This is a genomic window from Stenotrophomonas sp. YAU14A_MKIMI4_1 (assembly GCF_003086855.1).
GTDB lineage: Bacteria > Pseudomonadota > Gammaproteobacteria > Xanthomonadales > Xanthomonadaceae > Stenotrophomonas.
The window spans coordinates 1,117,398-1,133,581 of sequence record NZ_CP025998.1 but is presented as its reverse complement, the minus strand read 5'-3'; the positions used below and the strand labels follow the sequence as shown (position 1 = coordinate 1,133,581).

At 68.1% G+C, this 16,184-nt stretch carries 21 protein-coding genes; 15 read left to right on the top strand and 6 right to left on the bottom strand.

The annotated features are described in order from the left end of the window. Positions 1 to 10 precede the first annotated feature (10 nt). The 3 genes from hda to C1931_RS05185 are packed head-to-tail and all read right to left on the bottom strand — an operon-like array spanning position 11 to position 3,014. Positions 11 to 718, bottom strand: coding sequence for a DnaA regulatory inactivator Hda (gene hda, locus C1931_RS05195; protein ID WP_108751488.1), 708 nt, complete (start codon positions 716 to 718; stop codon positions 11 to 13). After that, positions 718 to 1,890, bottom strand: a complete 1,173-nt coding sequence (locus C1931_RS05190; RefSeq protein WP_108748819.1) for an AI-2E family transporter — start codon at positions 1,888 to 1,890, stop codon at positions 718 to 720. Before C1931_RS05190 ends, hda begins: the two co-directional genes overlap by 1 nt. Beyond that, a complete protein-coding gene (locus C1931_RS05185) occupies positions 1,887 to 3,014 on the bottom strand; it encodes a DUF2066 domain-containing protein (protein ID WP_234412305.1) in 1,128 nt (375 codons plus the stop codon). Before C1931_RS05185 ends, C1931_RS05190 begins: the two co-directional genes overlap by 4 nt. A 112-nt stretch (positions 3,015 to 3,126) precedes the next feature. On the opposite strand from C1931_RS05185, the gene purM reads away from it, so the two are divergent. The 6 genes from purM (at position 3,127) to C1931_RS05155 (ending at position 7,351) form a co-directional block, all read left to right on the top strand. Then, entirely contained in the window at positions 3,127 to 4,185 is a 1,059-nt protein-coding gene (gene purM, locus C1931_RS05180; RefSeq protein ID WP_108748817.1) for a phosphoribosylformylglycinamidine cyclo-ligase, read from the top strand. 20 nt (positions 4,186 to 4,205) lie between these two features. Continuing rightward, positions 4,206 to 4,700 (top strand): hypothetical protein, encoded by a 495-nt coding sequence (locus tag C1931_RS05175; RefSeq protein WP_108755591.1) that lies wholly within the window; start codon positions 4,206 to 4,208, stop codon positions 4,698 to 4,700. Positions 4,701 to 4,707: 7 nt separating this feature from the next. After that, the gene (locus C1931_RS05170) at positions 4,708 to 5,145 is read left to right on the top strand and encodes a hypothetical protein (RefSeq protein WP_108755590.1); all 438 of its coding nucleotides are present in this window, start codon (positions 4,708 to 4,710) and stop codon (positions 5,143 to 5,145) included. Next, a complete protein-coding gene (gene purN, locus C1931_RS05165; RefSeq protein WP_108755589.1) occupies positions 5,142 to 5,795 on the top strand; it encodes a phosphoribosylglycinamide formyltransferase in 654 nt (217 codons plus the stop codon). Before C1931_RS05170 ends, purN begins: the two co-directional genes overlap by 4 nt. 66 nt (positions 5,796 to 5,861) lie before the next feature. Then, a complete protein-coding gene (locus C1931_RS05160; RefSeq protein WP_108748813.1) occupies positions 5,862 to 6,665 on the top strand; it encodes a DUF3108 domain-containing protein in 804 nt (267 codons plus the stop codon). Between the two features lie 2 nt (positions 6,666 to 6,667). Then, positions 6,668 to 7,351 (top strand): DUF3108 domain-containing protein, encoded by a 684-nt coding sequence (locus tag C1931_RS05155; RefSeq protein WP_108748812.1) that lies wholly within the window; start codon positions 6,668 to 6,670, stop codon positions 7,349 to 7,351. Positions 7,352 to 7,500: 149 nt separating this feature from the next. On the opposite strand, the gene C1931_RS05150 is transcribed toward C1931_RS05155, so the two are convergent. Genes C1931_RS05150 through C1931_RS05140 form a run of 3 tightly spaced genes read right to left on the bottom strand, consistent with a single transcriptional unit; the run spans position 7,501 to position 9,341 of the window. Next, positions 7,501 to 7,818 carry a hypothetical protein gene (locus tag C1931_RS05150; RefSeq protein ID WP_108748811.1) on the bottom strand — a complete coding sequence of 106 codons (318 nt, stop codon included), beginning with the start codon at positions 7,816 to 7,818 and terminating at the stop codon, positions 7,501 to 7,503. Next, positions 7,815 to 9,089, bottom strand: coding sequence for a UDP-N-acetylglucosamine 1-carboxyvinyltransferase (gene murA, locus C1931_RS05145; protein ID WP_108755588.1), 1,275 nt, complete (start codon positions 9,087 to 9,089; stop codon positions 7,815 to 7,817). Before murA ends, C1931_RS05150 begins: the two co-directional genes overlap by 4 nt. Positions 9,090 to 9,110: 21 nt before the next feature. Next, on the bottom strand, positions 9,111 to 9,341 hold the full coding sequence (locus tag C1931_RS05140; RefSeq protein ID WP_108748809.1) for a BolA family protein: 231 nt from the start codon (positions 9,339 to 9,341) through the stop codon (positions 9,111 to 9,113). A gap of 54 nt (positions 9,342 to 9,395) precedes the next feature. Here C1931_RS05140 and C1931_RS05135 point away from each other — a divergent pair, with 54 nt between their 5' ends. The 9 genes from C1931_RS05135 (at position 9,396) to hprK (ending at position 16,176) form a co-directional block, all read left to right on the top strand. Continuing rightward, positions 9,396 to 10,397, top strand: coding sequence for a KpsF/GutQ family sugar-phosphate isomerase (locus C1931_RS05135; protein WP_108755587.1), 1,002 nt, complete (start codon positions 9,396 to 9,398; stop codon positions 10,395 to 10,397). Positions 10,398 to 10,448: 51 nt separating this feature from the next. Then, complete coding sequence (locus C1931_RS05130; RefSeq protein ID WP_108752380.1) at positions 10,449 to 10,997, top strand: HAD hydrolase family protein; 549 nt, start codon at positions 10,449 to 10,451, stop codon at positions 10,995 to 10,997. Further along, positions 10,994 to 11,569 carry an LPS export ABC transporter periplasmic protein LptC gene (gene lptC / locus C1931_RS05125; RefSeq protein WP_108755586.1) on the top strand — a complete coding sequence of 192 codons (576 nt, stop codon included), beginning with the start codon at positions 10,994 to 10,996 and terminating at the stop codon, positions 11,567 to 11,569. Before C1931_RS05130 ends, lptC begins: the two co-directional genes overlap by 4 nt. 105 nt (positions 11,570 to 11,674) lie before the next feature. Further along, complete coding sequence (gene lptA / locus C1931_RS05120; RefSeq protein WP_108748805.1) at positions 11,675 to 12,190, top strand: lipopolysaccharide transport periplasmic protein LptA; 516 nt, start codon at positions 11,675 to 11,677, stop codon at positions 12,188 to 12,190. Next, the gene (gene lptB / locus C1931_RS05115; RefSeq protein ID WP_108748804.1) at positions 12,190 to 12,909 is read left to right on the top strand and encodes an LPS export ABC transporter ATP-binding protein; all 720 of its coding nucleotides are present in this window, start codon (positions 12,190 to 12,192) and stop codon (positions 12,907 to 12,909) included. The genes lptA and lptB overlap by 1 nt, the downstream gene beginning before the upstream one ends. Positions 12,910 to 12,948: 39 nt before the next feature. Continuing rightward, positions 12,949 to 14,379, top strand: coding sequence for an RNA polymerase factor sigma-54 (locus C1931_RS05110; protein WP_108755585.1), 1,431 nt, complete (start codon positions 12,949 to 12,951; stop codon positions 14,377 to 14,379). A 58-nt stretch (positions 14,380 to 14,437) separates the two neighbouring features. Then, positions 14,438 to 14,755, top strand: coding sequence for a ribosome-associated translation inhibitor RaiA (raiA, locus tag C1931_RS05105; protein ID WP_108748802.1), 318 nt, complete (start codon positions 14,438 to 14,440; stop codon positions 14,753 to 14,755). Positions 14,756 to 14,776: 21 nt separating this feature from the next. Further along, positions 14,777 to 15,229: a PTS sugar transporter subunit IIA gene (locus tag C1931_RS05100; protein WP_108755584.1), complete on the top strand. Its 453-nt coding sequence runs from the start codon at positions 14,777 to 14,779 to the stop codon at positions 15,227 to 15,229. Further along, a complete protein-coding gene (hprK, locus tag C1931_RS05095) occupies positions 15,226 to 16,176 on the top strand; it encodes an HPr(Ser) kinase/phosphatase (RefSeq protein WP_108748800.1) in 951 nt (316 codons plus the stop codon). Before C1931_RS05100 ends, hprK begins: the two co-directional genes overlap by 4 nt. Positions 16,177 to 16,184 lie beyond the last annotated feature (8 nt).

Sequence of the window (16,184 nt, the reverse complement as noted above, 5' to 3'; positions counted from 1 at the left end):
AACCCCACCCTCAGTAACGCGGGCGGCCTTCTTCCAGCACCTGCCGCAGGAACGGCACCGTGATCCTGCGCTTGGCCGCCAGCGATTCTCGGTCCAGCCAGTCCAGCAGGGTAATCAACCCACCCAGCTCGCGCCCGGTGTGCGACAGCAGCCACTCGATGGCCGCCTCATCAATGGCCAGCCCGCGCCGCAGCGCGCGCTCGCGCAGCACCGCCGCGCGGCCTTCTTCGTCCAACGGCTGCAGCAGCACGCGCACGCACTGGCCCAGCCGCGAACGCAGGTCCGGCAGCAACAGGCCCAGCTCGCCCGGCGCCGCCTGCGCGGTGTACAGCACCGTCGCCCCGGCCGCGCGCGCACGGTTGTGGAAATCGAACAGCGCCACCTCGTCCTCACGGTCGCCGGCCACTGCATCCAGGCCATCCAGGGCGATCAACTCGCGCTGTTCCAGCCCTTCCAGCGCCACCCGCACCCGCCCCGCCACGCTGGCCAACGGCACGTAGGTCGGCAGCCGGCCCGCCTGTTCGGCGGTCGAACACATGGCCAGCGCCTGGTGGGTCTTGCCGGTGCCGGCCGCGCCTTCCAGGTACACCCAATCGTGGCTGGCGCCCAGCGCGATCGCACGCAGCTGCGCCAGCGCGCCATCCGGCGCGCCGATGAAGGTTTCCAGACGCTGGTCCCGCGGGTAATGCAGGGCCAGCGGAAGTTGCGGAACACCAATCACCTGGGGTCCGGGCCGTTCTCGTAAGGGGTGACGATGATATGGGGCGCATCGACCACGCCATCAAGCACGATGGACGGCTTCTCGCCCGCGTACAGCTCGCTCTGGCGGTAGCGCTGGTGGGCATAGCGCAGCAGCACATTGCTTACCGCCGCCACCGGCAGTGCCAGCAGCATGCCCAGGAAGCCGAACAGCTGGCCACCGGCCATCACCGCGAAGATCACCGCCACCGGGTGCAGGCCGATCTTGTCGCCCACGATGCGCGGGGTCAACACGTAGCTTTCCAGCAGCTGGCCCACGGTGAACACCACGCCCACCAGCAGCAGCAGCTTCAGGTCGATGCCCTGCGCCTGCACCAGCGCGGCCACTACCGCCATCACGATGCCGGTGGTCGCGCCCAGGTAGGGAATGAAGCTGATCAGGCCCGCCACCAGGCCGATCAGCAGGCCCAGCTTCAGCCCGACCAGCGACAGGCCGGCGGCGTAGATCACCCCCAGCGCCACCATCACCAGGAACTGGCCGCGGATGAACGCACCCAGCACATCGTTGGATTCGCGCGCCAGGTTGCTGATGGTGCCGATATGGTTGCGCGGAATGACCGAGGCAACACGCTCGACCAGCTTGTCCCAGTCACGCAGGAAGTAGAACGCCAGGATCGGCAGCAGTGCCAGGTTCACCACCCAGGTCACCACGGTGAAGCCCGAGCGCGAGACGTAGCCCATGAACGTGGTGGCGAAGCCGCCGGCCTGCTGCCAGTGGCTGCGCACCCATTCGATCAGGCGGTCCGGGTCCATCCACTGCATCACTTCCAGGCCGGTCTTCTGCTCGAACCAGGGAATGCCCTTCTGCATCAGCCACGCCTGCGCCTGCGGCACGGCCGCCACCAGGGTGGTGATCTGGCGCTCGATCATCGGCACCAGCACCAGCATCAGCCCGGTGATCAGCAGGACCATCGCCACGAACACCAGCACCACGCCGGTGTTGCGCGACAGGCCACGGGCCTCCAGCCGATCCACCAGCGGATCGCCCAGCCAGGCCAGCGCCAGGGCCAGCACGAACGGGGTCAGGATGGGGGCCAGCAGCCACACCACCCAGCCCACCATCAGGGCCACGGCCACGTACTTCAGCCGCCGCAGGAACTGCGCGATTTCCGCCTCCGGGCTCAGGATCATCGCAGGCGGTACTCGTTGCTGACCGGCGGTGCCACCGGCGCACCGGTGCTGTCATCCAGCGGGGTGGGCAGTGCCGGCAGCGTGGCCGAGGGCACCAACACGCCGTTGTCGCCCAGCATGCGGTTGAAGCCGGCCAGGCCGGTGGTCATTTCCAGGTTCAGTTCCAGATGGTCGGCCGTGGCGCGCAGCGGGGTGACATTGCGCACCACCGGCACCTCGCGCAGGCCCGCGGCCAGGCGCAGGTAATCATCGCTGCCGTTGATGCCGGTCACCACCACGCGGTAGCTGCCGGCCTGGCCGGTGGCCGCGCCCGCCTTGGCGTAGCGCTTCACCAGCGCATCGGCAGCGCCGTCGGCACCGGCGGCCATCGCGCGCATGGCGTTGGCGTCCTTGCTGGTCCACTTGTTCAGTTCACGGCCGTTGTCCACGAACACCCAGTCGGCCTGCCAGCCGCCGTTGGCGCGGTACAGCTTGCCGATCAGCTGCATGGGCGGGGCGTAGCGCGACGACGCGCGGGCCACCGCGGCACTGTCCTGGCGCCAGATGGCCCCCACCAGCGCCTGTTCGGCCGCGCCACCGCTGGGCAGGCCCAGCTTGTAGCCGCGCTCGATGGCCCGGTTCAGCAGCGGGCGGGCGGCGTTGGCCTGCTGCACGCTGACCAGGCGCGGGCCGCTGCCATCGTCCACGGCCATCCAGACCACCGGCTTGGGCCGCGGCTGCGGCCACAGCGGCAGGCCCAGGGCCGAGACCAGTGCGTCCACATCGTCTTCGCGGAAGCGCGCGACCAGCAGGGTGCGGTAGCTGGGGGCGCCGCTGGCACCCACGCTCTGGTCCTGCTTGTAGTCGTAGCTGGCCACGTAGTCCTTGGCGTTGCGCAGCGCCTGCGCCACGCCGGGGCGGCTCATCGCGCTGCGGTCGCCGGACAGCTTGCCCAGCACCACGCCCAGGGCACGGGCCAGACCGCCATTGCGGTCGCCCTCGGCCTGGCTGTTGACCGGGACTTCGGCTTCATAGGCACCGCTGGCGGTAGCAACATCGCCTTCGGTTCGCAGGCCGCTCTGGGCCATCGTGGCCACCGGCAGGCTCAGGGCCAGAAGCAGGGGGAGAAACAGGCTGCGGCGCATCAGGACATCCATTGGCTCGACGTATCCGGGGGGAATTGTTGCCCGAATACGGCCTGTGCGCCAATCCGGCCTGTTAAAATCGCCCGTTCAACCCCTGCCAGCGCCGACGCCCGTGACCAACACCCCGTCTTCCGCCCCTTCCCCCCTCACCTACCGTGATGCGGGTGTCGACATCGACGCCGGCAACGAGCTGGTCGAGCGGATCAAGCCCCTGGTCAAGCGCAGCTTCCGCCCGGAAGTGATGGGCGGCCTGGGTGGCTTCGGCGCCCTGTTCGACCTGTCCAACAAGTACCGCGAACCGGTGCTGGTGTCGGGCACCGACGGCGTGGGCACCAAGCTTAAGCTGGCCCACCAGCTGAACCGCCACGATACGATCGGCATCGACCTGGTGGCCATGTGCGTGAACGACGTGCTGGTGCAGGGCGCCGAACCGCTGTTCTTCCTGGACTATTTCGCCACCGGCAAGCTGGACATCGACACCGCTGCGGCGGTGGTGGGCGGCATTGCCAACGGCTGCACCGAGGCCGGCTGCGCGCTGATCGGCGGCGAAACCGCTGAAATGCCCGACATGTATGCCCCGGGCGAATACGATCTGGCCGGCTTCACCGTGGCCGCCGTGGAAAAGAGCGAACTGAAGGATGGCGCCAGCGTGGCCGCCGGCGACGTGTTGATCGGCATCGCCTCGTCCGGCCCGCACTCCAACGGCTATTCGCTGGTGCGCCGCATCTATGACCGCGCCGGCCAGCCGGCCGACCTGGTGCTGGAAGATGGCGTGAAGCTGGTCGATGCGCTGATGGCGCCGACCCGCCTGTACGTGAAGCCGATCCTGTCGCTGCTGAAATCGCATGGCGAGGCGATCCACGGCATGGCCCACATCACCGGTGGCGGCCTGACCGAGAACATCATCCGCGTGGTGCCCGAAGGCCTGGGCCTGGATATCCAGGCCTCGTCCTGGACCCTGCCGCCGGTGTTCCAGTGGCTGCAGAAGGAAGGCGCCGTGGTGGACAGCGAAATGTGGCGCACCTTCAACTGCGGCATCGGCTTCGTGCTGATCGTTGCCCCCGACCAGGTCGCCGCCGTGTCCGCCGCCGTGCAGGCACAGGGCCTGCAGCACTGGACCATCGGCCAGGTCACCCCCGCTGCCGGCGCAGAACGCGTCCGCATCGGCTGATCCGGCACAAAGGAGCCCGCATGGACGCACTGCCCCCTACCGCCAACGACCTGCCGCCGCCAGCGCCCGCCCCCGCGGCGCCGGTGCTCACCGCCGAGGACAGCAACCACCTGCGGCTGCTGTCGATCTTCCACTACGTGGTGGCGGGGCTGGCGGCAGTGTTCGCGCTGATCTTCGTGTTCCACATCGTGATGGGCGTGCTGATGCTCAACGGCACCCTGCCGATGAACTCCAACGGCCAGCCCAGCTCGCTGCAGGAACAGCGCTTCATGGGCTGGATGTTCATCGTCATGGGCGGCGGCATCGTGTCCTGCGGCCTGGCGCTGGCGGCGTGCATCGCCTGGGCCGGGCGCTGCCTGCAGCAGCGCCGCCGCTATCTGCTGTGCCTGGTGGTGGCCGGCGTGTCCTGCCTGTTCACCCCGTTCGGCACCGTGCTGGGCGTGTTCACCCTGATCGTGCTGCTGCGGCCGCAGGTGAAGGCCGCCTTCGAAGCCAACGCCCCCACCCGCCGCTGAGACCGCCATGGCCGCCGTACCGCCCCCGCTGAACGCTCCCCGTGGTTGGACCGACATCCAGATCAACGGCCACCTGCATACGCTGAAGATCCTGTTCTACGTCTATGGCGGCGTGCAGGTGCTGCTGTGCCTGCTGCTCCTGCTGGGCGCGGTGGGCGGCTACGTAAGCGAAAGCCGCAGCACCGACCCGAATGCCTCGCCGGCGCTGCTGGCGGTGGTGTTTTCCGGTTTCGCCGTGGTCATAGGCGCGTTCGCCGTGCTCAGCCTGGTGGCCGCGCGCGCACTGGGTGACCGGCAGCGGCGCACCCTCTGCCTGGTCGCATCCGGCGCCGCCTGCCTGGGCGGCGCGCTGGGCATCGGCCTGGGCGTGTACGCCCTGGTGGTGCTGCTGCGCCCGGACGTGTCTGCACGGTTCGCCGCCCCCGGTAGCGCCGTCGTCGCATGACCGCACGCATTGCCGTACTCGCCTCGGGCCGGGGCAGCAACCTGCAGGCCATCCTGGACGCCATCGCCGCGGGCCGGCTGGACGCGCAGGTGGTGGCGGTGCTGTCGGACAAGCCCGACGCGGCCGCGCTGCTGAACGTGGCGCCGGCGCAGCGCTGGGCGCGTTCGCCCAAGGACTTCACCGACCGCGCCGCGTTCGATGCCGCGCTGGGCGATGCCCTGGCCGCGTTCACGCCGGACTGGATCGTCTGCGCCGGCTACATGCGCATTCTCGGCGCCGATTTCGTACAGCGCTTCAGTGGTCGCCTGGTCAACATCCATCCCTCGCTGCTGCCGCTGTACAAGGGCCTGCACACCCATGCCCGCGCGCTGGAAGCGGGCGATGCCGAAGCCGGGGCCAGCGTGCACTTCGTGGTGCCCGAGTTGGACGCCGGCGCGGTGTTGGCCCAGGCACGGGTGCCGGTGCTGGCCGGCGATGACGCGCAGACCCTGGCCACGCGGGTGCTGGCGGTGGAGCACCCGCTGCTGATCGCCACCCTGTCGCTGCTGTGCCAGGGGCGCCTGGCTGAACGGCAGGGGCAGCCGCAGTTCGACGGTCACCCCCTGTTTAGCCCACTGGCCCTAGATTCCGCCGGGAACCTGAACCGGTAACCCCGTGCACACGCCCTGCTGACTGCGGGGCTGGCATCCTGCCCCCTCCTGCGGTTCCTGCCCGCCATGAAGACCACGCCGTTGTTGCGCAAATTCCTGCTGCTGCCGATTGCTGTGCTCGCCTGCGCGGCCTGGGGACAGGCCACGCCCCCGGATGCGCCTGTCGCCGTACCCGCCGCGCCGGCGGTGCCCATGCCGCCCGCACTGGCTTGGGAACCGCCGCCGCTGCAGCCGTTCAGCGCCACCTACCAAGCCTTCTACAAGGGCAAAGAGGCTGGCGATGCCACCATGCAGGTCACCCACACCGGCGGCAACCAGTGGCGGGTGGACATGCAGGTGGTCGGCCGACGCGGCTTTGCCAGCGTGCTGGGGCTGAACATCGAACAGAGCACCGTGTTCGAGGAACGCGCCGGCGCCTATGCACCGCTCAGCCAGAGTACGGTGCGCAAGGGCCTGTTCCTGGGCAAGAAGGCCGTCGGCACCTACAACTGGCAGGCCGGCACCGCGCAGTGGAGCGGCGATGTGAAGAAAGACCGCGCCCAGCCCATTCCGCTGCAGGCCGGTGACCAGAGTGCCCTGCTGATCAACCTGGCGATCATGCGCGACGCCCGCCCGGGCGCGACCATGCATTACCGCTATGTCGACATGGGCCGGGTGCGCCAGCACGACTACCAGGCCGCCGCCGAAACCGAGAACGTGGCCGTCGGCGATCTGTCCTACAACGCGCTGCGGGTGTTCCGCACCAACGGCGGCAGCAACGAAACCATTCTCTGGATCGCCAACGGTGTCCCCACGCCGGTGCGCATCCTGCAACGCGAAGATGGCGAGGACCGCGTGGACCTGCGCCTGATCGAATACCAAGGAGTGTGAGCATGAAGACCCTGACCCGCCCCCTGACCTGGATCGCCGCGGCCGCGCTGTCCGTCGCCAGCCTGCCGGCCATGGCGCTGCAGCCGTTCAAGGCCGACTACCTGGCCAGCTACATGGGCATGCAGGCCAACGGCACCATGACCCTGGCCAGCGAAGGCGCCAACAAGTGGCGTTACAGCCTGAACGTGAAGAACCAGCTGGCCGACCTGAGCCAGAGCACGGTGTTCGAGGAAGTGCGCGGGCAGCTGCGTCCGCTCAGCAGCCAGGACCGTTCGGCGCTGCTGGTGAAAAAGCGCAACGTGCAGGCCAACTACAACTGGAGCAGCAACCAGGCTACCTGGACCGGCGATATCAAGCCCGACCGCGCCGGCCCCATCGCGCTGAAGGCCGGCGACATGGACGCACTGCTGATCAACCTGGCCATCGCCCGTGACCTGGCCGCCGGCAAGCCGCTGACCTACCGCATGGTGGACGAAGGCCGCATCAAGAACATGACCTACAAGATCGTGGGCAAGGAAGCGGTGACCGTGGGCGGCAAGAGCTACCAGGCCACCAAGGTCTCGCGCGTGGACGGCAACAAGGAACTGATCGCCTGGATCGTGCCGGAATTCCCGGTGCCGGCGCGCATGCTGCAGAAGGAAAGCGGCCGCGACGCGCTGGACCTGACCATCAAGGCGATGAATTGACCGCCTGGGGTCGGATCCCTTCCCAACGGGAAGGGCTCCGACCCCGGTTGCGTGGATGGGGTCGGAGCCCTTTCCGATGGAAAGGGATCCGACCCCTGGCGCCCTGACCCCATCCACACAGAAAAACGCCCGCTTGCGCGGGCGTTTTCTTATTTCTTTTCCTCGGCCGCGGCCGGCTTGAACTCGGTGCGGCAGTCCACGCGGATCTGCTCACCGGTGCCGCGCCAGACGAACGTGCGGCAGTGCCGGTTGCCGTCCTGGCTGTCATTCACCGCCACCGCGTAGAACGACTGGATGATCTCGTCACGGGTCACCGTGCCGTCACCGTTCCAGTCCATGTCCTTCTGCTCGATGCCCTTGGTGATGGCCAGGTTGGCGTACCAGGCATAGCCCAGCCACGCCAGCGCCAGCAGCACCAGGGCCAGCAGCGCCTTGCGGCGGCGGGTGAACCTGCCGCGCAGGATCATGCGGTCACGCGCCGGATGGTGGCGCCCAGCGAAGACAGCTTCTCTTCGATGTTTTCGTAGCCGCGGTCCAGGTGGTAGATACGGTCGATGGTGGTATCGCCATCGGCCATCAGGCCGGCCAGGATCAGCGACGCCGACGCACGCAGGTCGGTGGCCATCACCGGTGCACCGCTCAGGCGCTCGGCGCCACGCACGATGGCGGTGTGGCCTTCGATCTGGATGTCCGCGCCCAGGCGCAGCAGTTCGTTGACGTGCATGAAACGGTTCTCGAAGATCGTTTCATTGATCACGCCCACGCCGTCGGCCACGCAGTTCAGGGCCATGAACTGGGCCTGCATGTCGGTCGGGAACGCCGGGTACGGCGCGGTGGTCAGGTTCACAGCCTTCGGCCGCTTGCCCTGCATGTCCAGGGTGATCGAATCCTCGGTGGTCTCGATCTTCGCACCGGCTTCCACCAGCTTGGACAGCACCGCATCCATGGTGTTGGGGCGCGCACGGTTCACCGTCACCTTGCCACCGGTCATCGCCGCGGCCACCAGGAAGGTGCCGGTCTCGATGCGGTCGGGCAGCACTTCATGGCGGCCACCGGTCAGACGCTCGACGCCTTCGATCACCAGGCGGGCGGTGCCGACGCCTTCGATCTTCGCGCCCAGCGCGATCAGGCAGTGCGCCAGGTCGGTCACTTCCGGTTCCATCGCGGCGTTGTCCAGGATGGTGGTGCCTTCCGCCAGCACGGCCGCCATCAGCACGTTCTCGGTGCCGGTCACGCTGACCATGTCGAAGGTGAAGTGGCCACCCTTCAGGCGCTTGGCGGTGGCCTTGATGAAGCCGTTCTCCACCACGATGTCCGCACCCAGCGCCTGCAGGCCCTTGATGTGCTGGTCCACCGGGCGCGAACCGATCGCGCAGCCACCCGGCAGCGACACTTCGGCGGCGCCGAAGCGGGCCAGCAGCGGGCCCAGCACCAGGATCGAGGCGCGCATGGTCTTGACCAGCTCATACGGTGCCACGTGCTGGTTCACCGAACGCGGGTCGACCACGATCGCGCTGCCGCGCGACAGCGTGCCCTGGTCGATGGTGACCTTGGCGCCCAGCTCGCCCAGCAGCTTCACCGTGGTGACCACATCGTGCAGGTGCGGCACGTTGGTGATCTCCACCGGCTCGTCGGCCAGCAGGGTTGCACAGAGGATGGGGAGGACGGCGTTCTTGGCGCCGGAGATGCTCACTTCACCGTGCAGCGCAGCGCCGCCGGTCACAACGATCTTGGCCATGTATAGGGAATCTTCTGCGGTTCAGCCGGCTTCGGCCGGGGTCACGGTTTTCAGCGCCAGCGCGTGGATCGCGCCGCCCATCAGGTCGCCCAGGGTGGCATAGACCATCCGGTGGCGGGCCAGCGGCATCTTGCCGGCAAAGGCCTCGCTGACCACGGTCGCTTCGAAGTGCACGCCGTCGTCGCCACGCACGTCGGCGCGGGCGCCGGGCAGGCCGGTTTCGATCAGGTTGCGGATGGTGTCGGCGTCCAACGGGCTTTCCTAATAAAATGAGCCCTCATTCTACTTCCGCTGCGTGGCGTCCGCATGGCCGAGTCCCCCCTGCCCTCCCGTTCCGTCGATCCCGCTGCCCTGGTGGCCAGTGGCCAGCGCGTGTTCGAGATCGAACAGCAGGCCCTGCAGGCCGTGGCCGGGCGCCTGGGCGAGGCCTTCCAGCAGGCCTGCCAGACCATCCTGGGCAGCCGCGGCCGCGTGGTCGCCACCGGCATGGGCAAGTCCGGGCATATCGCCCGCAAGATCGCCGCCACCCTGGCCTCCACCGGCACCCCGGCGTTCTACGTGCACCCGGGTGAAGCCGGCCACGGCGACCTGGGCATGATCACCGAGGACGATGTGGTGCTGGCCCTGTCCTATTCAGGCGAATCGGACGAGATCCTGATGCTGCTGCCGGTGCTCAAGCGCCAGGGCAACACCCTGATCGCCATGACCGGCCGCGCCCAGTCCAGCCTGGCCAGCGCCGCCGACATCCACCTGGACGTGAGCGTGCCGGCCGAAGCCTGTCCGCTGGCCCTGGCACCCACCTCCAGCACCACCGCCTCGCTGGTGATGGGCGATGCGCTGGCCGTGGCGCTGCTTGACGCGCGCGGCTTCACCGCCGACGACTTCGCCCGCTCGCACCCGGCCGGCAGCCTGGGCCGCCGCCTGCTGCTGCACATTACCGATGTGATGCACAGCGGCGAGGACCTGCCCAAGGTGGACGCTGGCGCCAGCCTGAGCGAAGCCCTGATGGAGATGAGTCGCAAGCGGCTGGGGATGACCGCCGTGGTCGATGCCCAGGGCGTGCTGATCGGCCTGTTCACCGACGGCGACCTGCGCCGCGCGCTGGACAGCGCGCTGGACGTGCGCACCGCCCGCATCGTCGACATCATGACCCGCAGCCCGCGCACCATCGGTGCCGACCAGCTGGCCGTGGAAGCGGCGCGCCTGATGGAAACCCACAAGATCAACGGCCTGATCGTGGTCGATGAGCAGGGCCGGGCCGTCGGCGCGCTGAACATTCATGACCTGTTGCGGGCCCGGGTGGTTTAACCAATAGTCCGTAGACCCCATTCAGATACCAACACCGAGTCCGACACCCTGATGCCCTGGTCCCCCCTGCCCGCCTTCCCCGCCCATCTGCTTGCCACCGCGGCCCGCATCCGCCTGGCCTGCTTCGACGTGGACGGTACCCTCACCGACGGTCGGCTGTACTACGACAAGGACGGCAACGAGAGCAAGGCGTACTTCGTGCAGGATGGTCTGGGCCTGAAACTGCTGCAGCAGCACGGTATCCACCCCGTGCTCATCACCGCGCGCAACAGCCAGTCCGCGCTCAAGCGCGGCGCCGACCTGGGCATTGACACCCAGATCGCCGTGGGCGACAAGCTGGCCAGCGTGCAGGCCTTGTGCGCCCAGCATGGCATCGGCCTGGACCAGGTGGCCTTCATGGGCGATGACCTGCCCGACCTGGCCCCGATCGGCGCGGTCGGCCTGGCCGTGGCCCCGGCCAATGCGCACCCGTGGATCGCCGAACGCGCCCACTGGCAGACCCGCAGCGAGGGCGGCCGTGGCGCCGCGCGCGAGCTGTGCGACGTGCTGCTGGCCGCGCAGGGCCATGTGGACGCCGTGCTTGCAAGGTTCGGCGCATGAATACCGCACGCGTGAACTGGCGTACCGTGCTCGGCGTCGGCCTGCTGCTGGCGGCGCTGCTGAGCAGCTGGGCCGCCCTGCGCAACCGCGACAAGGGCCCGGTGAGCGAAGGCCAGGACGCAGGCGTGGATTACATCCTGCACGATTTCCAGATCGTGGCCCTGGACGACCAGGGCAAGGAATCGACCACCCTGCGCGCGCCCCTGCTGGAACGCCAGCGTGGCGACCAGACCATCAACATCGCCACGCCGCTGTTTGAAATGCCCGATGCCGAGGGCCGGCACTGGACGCTGCGCGCCGAAACCGGCTGGCTCAGCGCCAAGGGCGATGAGATGAAGCTGCGCGGCAACGTGGCCGGCGACAGCCCGGTCGCCCCCGGCGTAGTGCCCACCACCTTCCGCACCGACCACCTGGACGTGTTCCCGAAAGAGAACCGTGCGCGCACCGACGCGCTGGTCACCATGACCCGCCCGGGCATGGAACAGTCCGGCGTGGGCTTTGAAGTGGATTCGAAGAACAACACGTATCATTTCCTCAGCCAGTCCAAGGGCCGCTACACGCCCAAGCGCTGATTCCGCCGCCGGCCCGCGACGTCTTCCCGACAGGCGCAGGGCCAGCAGCACCCACCCGGCCGCCCGGTTACCCCCGGGCGCCTCCCACCGGTAGAACGGACCCCGATGAAGATTCCCTTTGCAGCCGTGCTCGCGCTTGGTCTTCTTGTCCCCAGCGCCGCCTTCGCCAAATCCAGCGACCGCAACGAAGACATGCACATCGACGCCGGTGCGCAGTCCGGTTCGCTGACCGGCGACGGCAAGACCACCCTGTCGCAGGGCGTGGTGATCACCCAGGGCACCCTGGACCTGCGCTCGGCCCAGGCCGAGATCTACATGAAGGACGGCGAAGCGGTCCGCGCCGTGTTCACCGGCAAGCAGGCCAAGATGAAGCAGCAGCTGGATGACGGCACCTGGGTCGATGCGGTGGCCGACAACATCGACTACGACGTCAAGAGCGATACCGTCACCCTGACCGGCAACTACAAGGTCACCAGCGCGCGCGGCACCAACGCCGGCCAGCGCATGGTCTACAACATGAAGAGCGGCGAGATGAATTCCGGCGGCGACGGCAGCCGCGTGCGCACGGTCATTCCGCCCAAGAACAAGACGCCGGCCGCGCCGGCCGGGAGCAAGAAGTAATGCTCGTCGCCAAGGGCCTGCGCAAGCGCTACAAGCAGCGCGAAGTGGTCAAGGATTTCGGCCTGACCCTGGACGCCGGTGAAGTGGTGGGCCTGCTCGGCCCCAACGGCGCCGGCAAGACCACCTGCTTCTACATGATCGTGGGCCTGGTCGCGGCCGATGCCGGCAGCATCGTGCTGGACGGCCAGGACATCACCGACGACCCCATGTATACCCGTGCCAAGCAGGGCGTGGGCTACCTGCCGCAGGAACCGTCGGTGTTCCGCAAGCTGACCGTGGCCGACAACCTGCGCCTGGTGCTGGAACTGCGCGACGATCTGGATTCGGCCGGCCGCGAGCGCGAACTGAACAGCCTGCTGGACGAACTGCAGCTGGGCCATGTGTCCGAACAGCTGGGCGCCAGCCTGTCCGGCGGCGAGCGCCGCCGCTGCGAGATCGCCCGCGCGCTGGCCGCCAAGCCGCGCCTGATCCTGCTGGATGAACCGTTCGCCGGCGTCGACCCGATCTCGGTGGGCGAAATCCAGCGCATCGTCACCCACCTGAAGCAGCGGGGCATCGGCGTGCTCATCACCGACCACAATGTGCGCGAAACCTTGGGAATCTGCGACCGCGCGTATATCCTCGCAGAGGGCACCGTGCTGGCCCAGGGCTCGCCCGAGGCGATCCTGGACAACGCAGACGTGCGTCGCGTCTACCTTGGAGATTCCTTCAAGCTGTAAGGCGGCCGCCGGGCCCACTCCCCTCCGTTCGGCACAGGCATGAAGACTCGGCTGCAGACATCGTTGGGACAGCACCTGGTGCTGACACCGCAGCTGCAGCAGGCGATCAAGCTGCTGCAGATGTCCAGCACCGAGCTGGAGCTGGAAATCGCCCAGGCGGTGGAAAGCAACCCGTTGCTGGACTGGGCCGAAGGCGATGATGCGGCCGCGGGCAGCGAACAGGACGGCGGCGCCGACAACGAAGCGCCGCCCACCGCCGATGCCGGTGAGAACGGCGGCGACGACTGGGCGCCGGCGGAACTGGACTGGAGCAGTGCCGGCAGCAGCGGCAGCTTCGACGACGATGACGACACCGGCAGCGCTGCCGAGCGCGTGGCCGAGACTGAAACACTGGCCGACCACCTGCTGTGGCAGCTGCATCTTTCGCACCTGTCGCTGCGCGATCGCAGCATCGGCGCGGCCCTGATCGATGCGCTGGAAGACGATGGCTACCTGCGCGAACCGCTGGCCACCATCGCCGAAACCCTGTTGCCGGCCATCCATGCCGGCGAAGACGAAATCCTCACCGTGCTGCACCAGATCCAGCGCTTCGATCCGGTGGGCGTGGCCGCGCGTTCGCTGGGCGAATGCCTGCAGCTGCAGCTTGCGGTGCTGCCGGCCGACACGCCTGGCCAGGCGCTGGCCCGGCAGATTGCCGCCGGCCCGCTGGAACGGCTGCCGCGCAGCGGCGTGGCCGGCATCGCACAGGAACTGAAACAACCGCTGGCCGAGGTCGAGACCGCCGTAGCCCTGCTGCGCTCGCTCGACCCGCGCCCCGGCACGCAGATCGCCCCGCTTTCGCAGGACACCTACGTGGTGCCCGATGTGGTGGTGTGGCGGCAGGGCGGCGTCTGGCGCGCGGCGCTGGCTGCCCATGCCGGGCCCAAGGTGATGATCCACCGTGGCTACGAACAGATGATCCGCCGCTGCGGTGATGCCGATGCCGGCTACCTGCGCAGCCAACTGCAGGAAGCACGCTGGTTGTTGAAGGGCCTGCAGGCCCGCGGCGAAACCCTGCTGCGCGTGGTGCGCTGCCTGATCCAGCAGCAGGCCGGATTCCTTGAATTCGGCGAACAGGCCCTACGACCGCTGACCCTGCGCGAGATCGCCGGCGAACTCGGCCTGCACGAATCCACCGTCTCGCGTGCCATCGCCCGCAAGCACGTGCGCACGCCGCGCGGCACCCTGCCGCTGCGTGCCTTCTTTGCCTCCGGCATCGACACCGATGGCGGTGGCGAAGCCTCCAGCACCGCCATCCAAGCCATGATCCGGCGCCTGATCGATGACGAGAACCCGCGCAAGCCGCTTTCTGACGCCAAGCTGGCTGACCTGTTGAAAACGTCGGGAATCCCGGTAGCGCGCCGCACCGTAGCGAAGTATCGTGAGGCCATGAACATCTCCGCCTCGCACGAAAGGGTCAGAATGGCTTGACGCGCCGCCGCGCCCGGCGGAGAGGTTCATTGGCACATCCGAACACAGGAGAAACCCGATGCGCATCGAAACGTTTGGCAAAGATGTCGAAGTCACCCCGGCCCTGCAGTCCTATGTGGAGGACAAGCTGGCCCGGATCGGCAAGCACTTCGACCAGCACTGCGAAGCGCGGGTAACCCTCAAGCTGCAGAAGACCGAACACCACGTCGACGCCAGCCTCAATATTCCCGGCCAGACCCTGCATGCCGAGGCCAACGGCCAGACCATGTACGCCGCGATCGATCTGCTGGCGGACAAGCTTGACCGCCTGGTGATCAAGCACAAGGAGAAAAAACAGCAGCACGCACCGCTGCCGGTGGGCGACAATGGCGGCTGATCGCCACCGTTCCCCGCAGACATGCCCCTGACTGACCTTCTGGCGGCCGTGCAGACCCAGCTCTGCACGGCCACCGACCGCGACAGCGTCCTGCAGACCGCCGCCGGCCTGCTGGCCTGCCGCCAGGCCAATGCCGAGCAGATCTACCAGAACCTGTGCCAGCGCGAAGCGCTGGGCAGCACCTGCATCGGCGAGGGCATCGCCATTCCGCACGGGCGCGCGCCCGCGCTGGACCGGCCCCGCGGCGCCCTGCTGCGGCTGGCCACCCCCATCGATTTCGGCGGCGACGCCCCGGTGGACCTGGTGTTCGCCATGGCCGTGCCCGCCCACTACACCCACCAGCACCTGATGCTGCTGTCCGAGCTGGCCGAACTGTTCTCTTCGCCGGCCATCCGCCAGGCCCTGCGCGAGGCCGGCGACGCGCGCAGCCTGCGCATGGCCCTGGACCTTCCCCCTTCGGCGAGCGCCGCATGAATACCAGCATCACCGCACGTGAACTGTTCGAACAGCAGCGCGAGCGGCTGGCGCTGCGCTGGGTTGCCGGCCAGTCCGGCGAGAAGCGCGAACTGGAAGCCGGCAACACGGTGTCCCGGCGCCCCTCGCTGGCCGGTTACCTCAATGCGATCTACCCGAACAAGGTGCAGATCCTGGGCACCGAGGAACTGTCCTGGCTGGACGCGCTGGAACCGCGGCAGCGCTGGGAAACGATCGAAAAGATCATGCATTCGCACCCGCTGGCGCTGGTCATCACCCGCAACCAGCCCTGCCCGGAAGACCTGCGCGCGGCCGCCGATGAATCCGGCACCCCGCTGTGGGTGTCGCCCAAGCGCGGCCATGAACTGCTGAACCACCTGTCCTACCACCTGGCACGCACGCTGGCACCGCGGGTGATCCTGCACGGCGTGTTCATGGAAATCTATTCGATCGGCGTGCTGATCACCGGCGAGGCCGGTTCGGGCAAGAGTGAACTGGCGCTGGAACTGCTCAGCCGTGGCCACCGCCTGGTGGCCGACGATGCCCCCGAGTTCACCCAGATCGCCCCCGACGTGCTCGATGGCACCTGCCCCGAGCTGCTGCAGGACCTGCTGGAAGTGCGCGGCCTGGGCGTGCTGAACGTGCGCGAGATGTTCGGTGATACGGCGGTAAAGAAGAACAAGTACCTTCGCCTGATCGTGCACCTGACCAAGCCGATGACCGAGCCCACCCCGCATGGCTACGAACGCCTGACCGGCGATTCCGGTACCCGCCATGTGCTGGACCTGGACGTGCCACTGATCACCCTGCCGGTGATGCCCGGCCGCAATCTGTCGGTGCTGACCGAGGCGGCCACCCGGCTGCACATTCTACGTACCAAGGGTATCGACCCGGCGGCGATGTTCATCGCCCGCCACAGCAACCTGCTGGAACGGCGAACACCCTGAGCCCACTG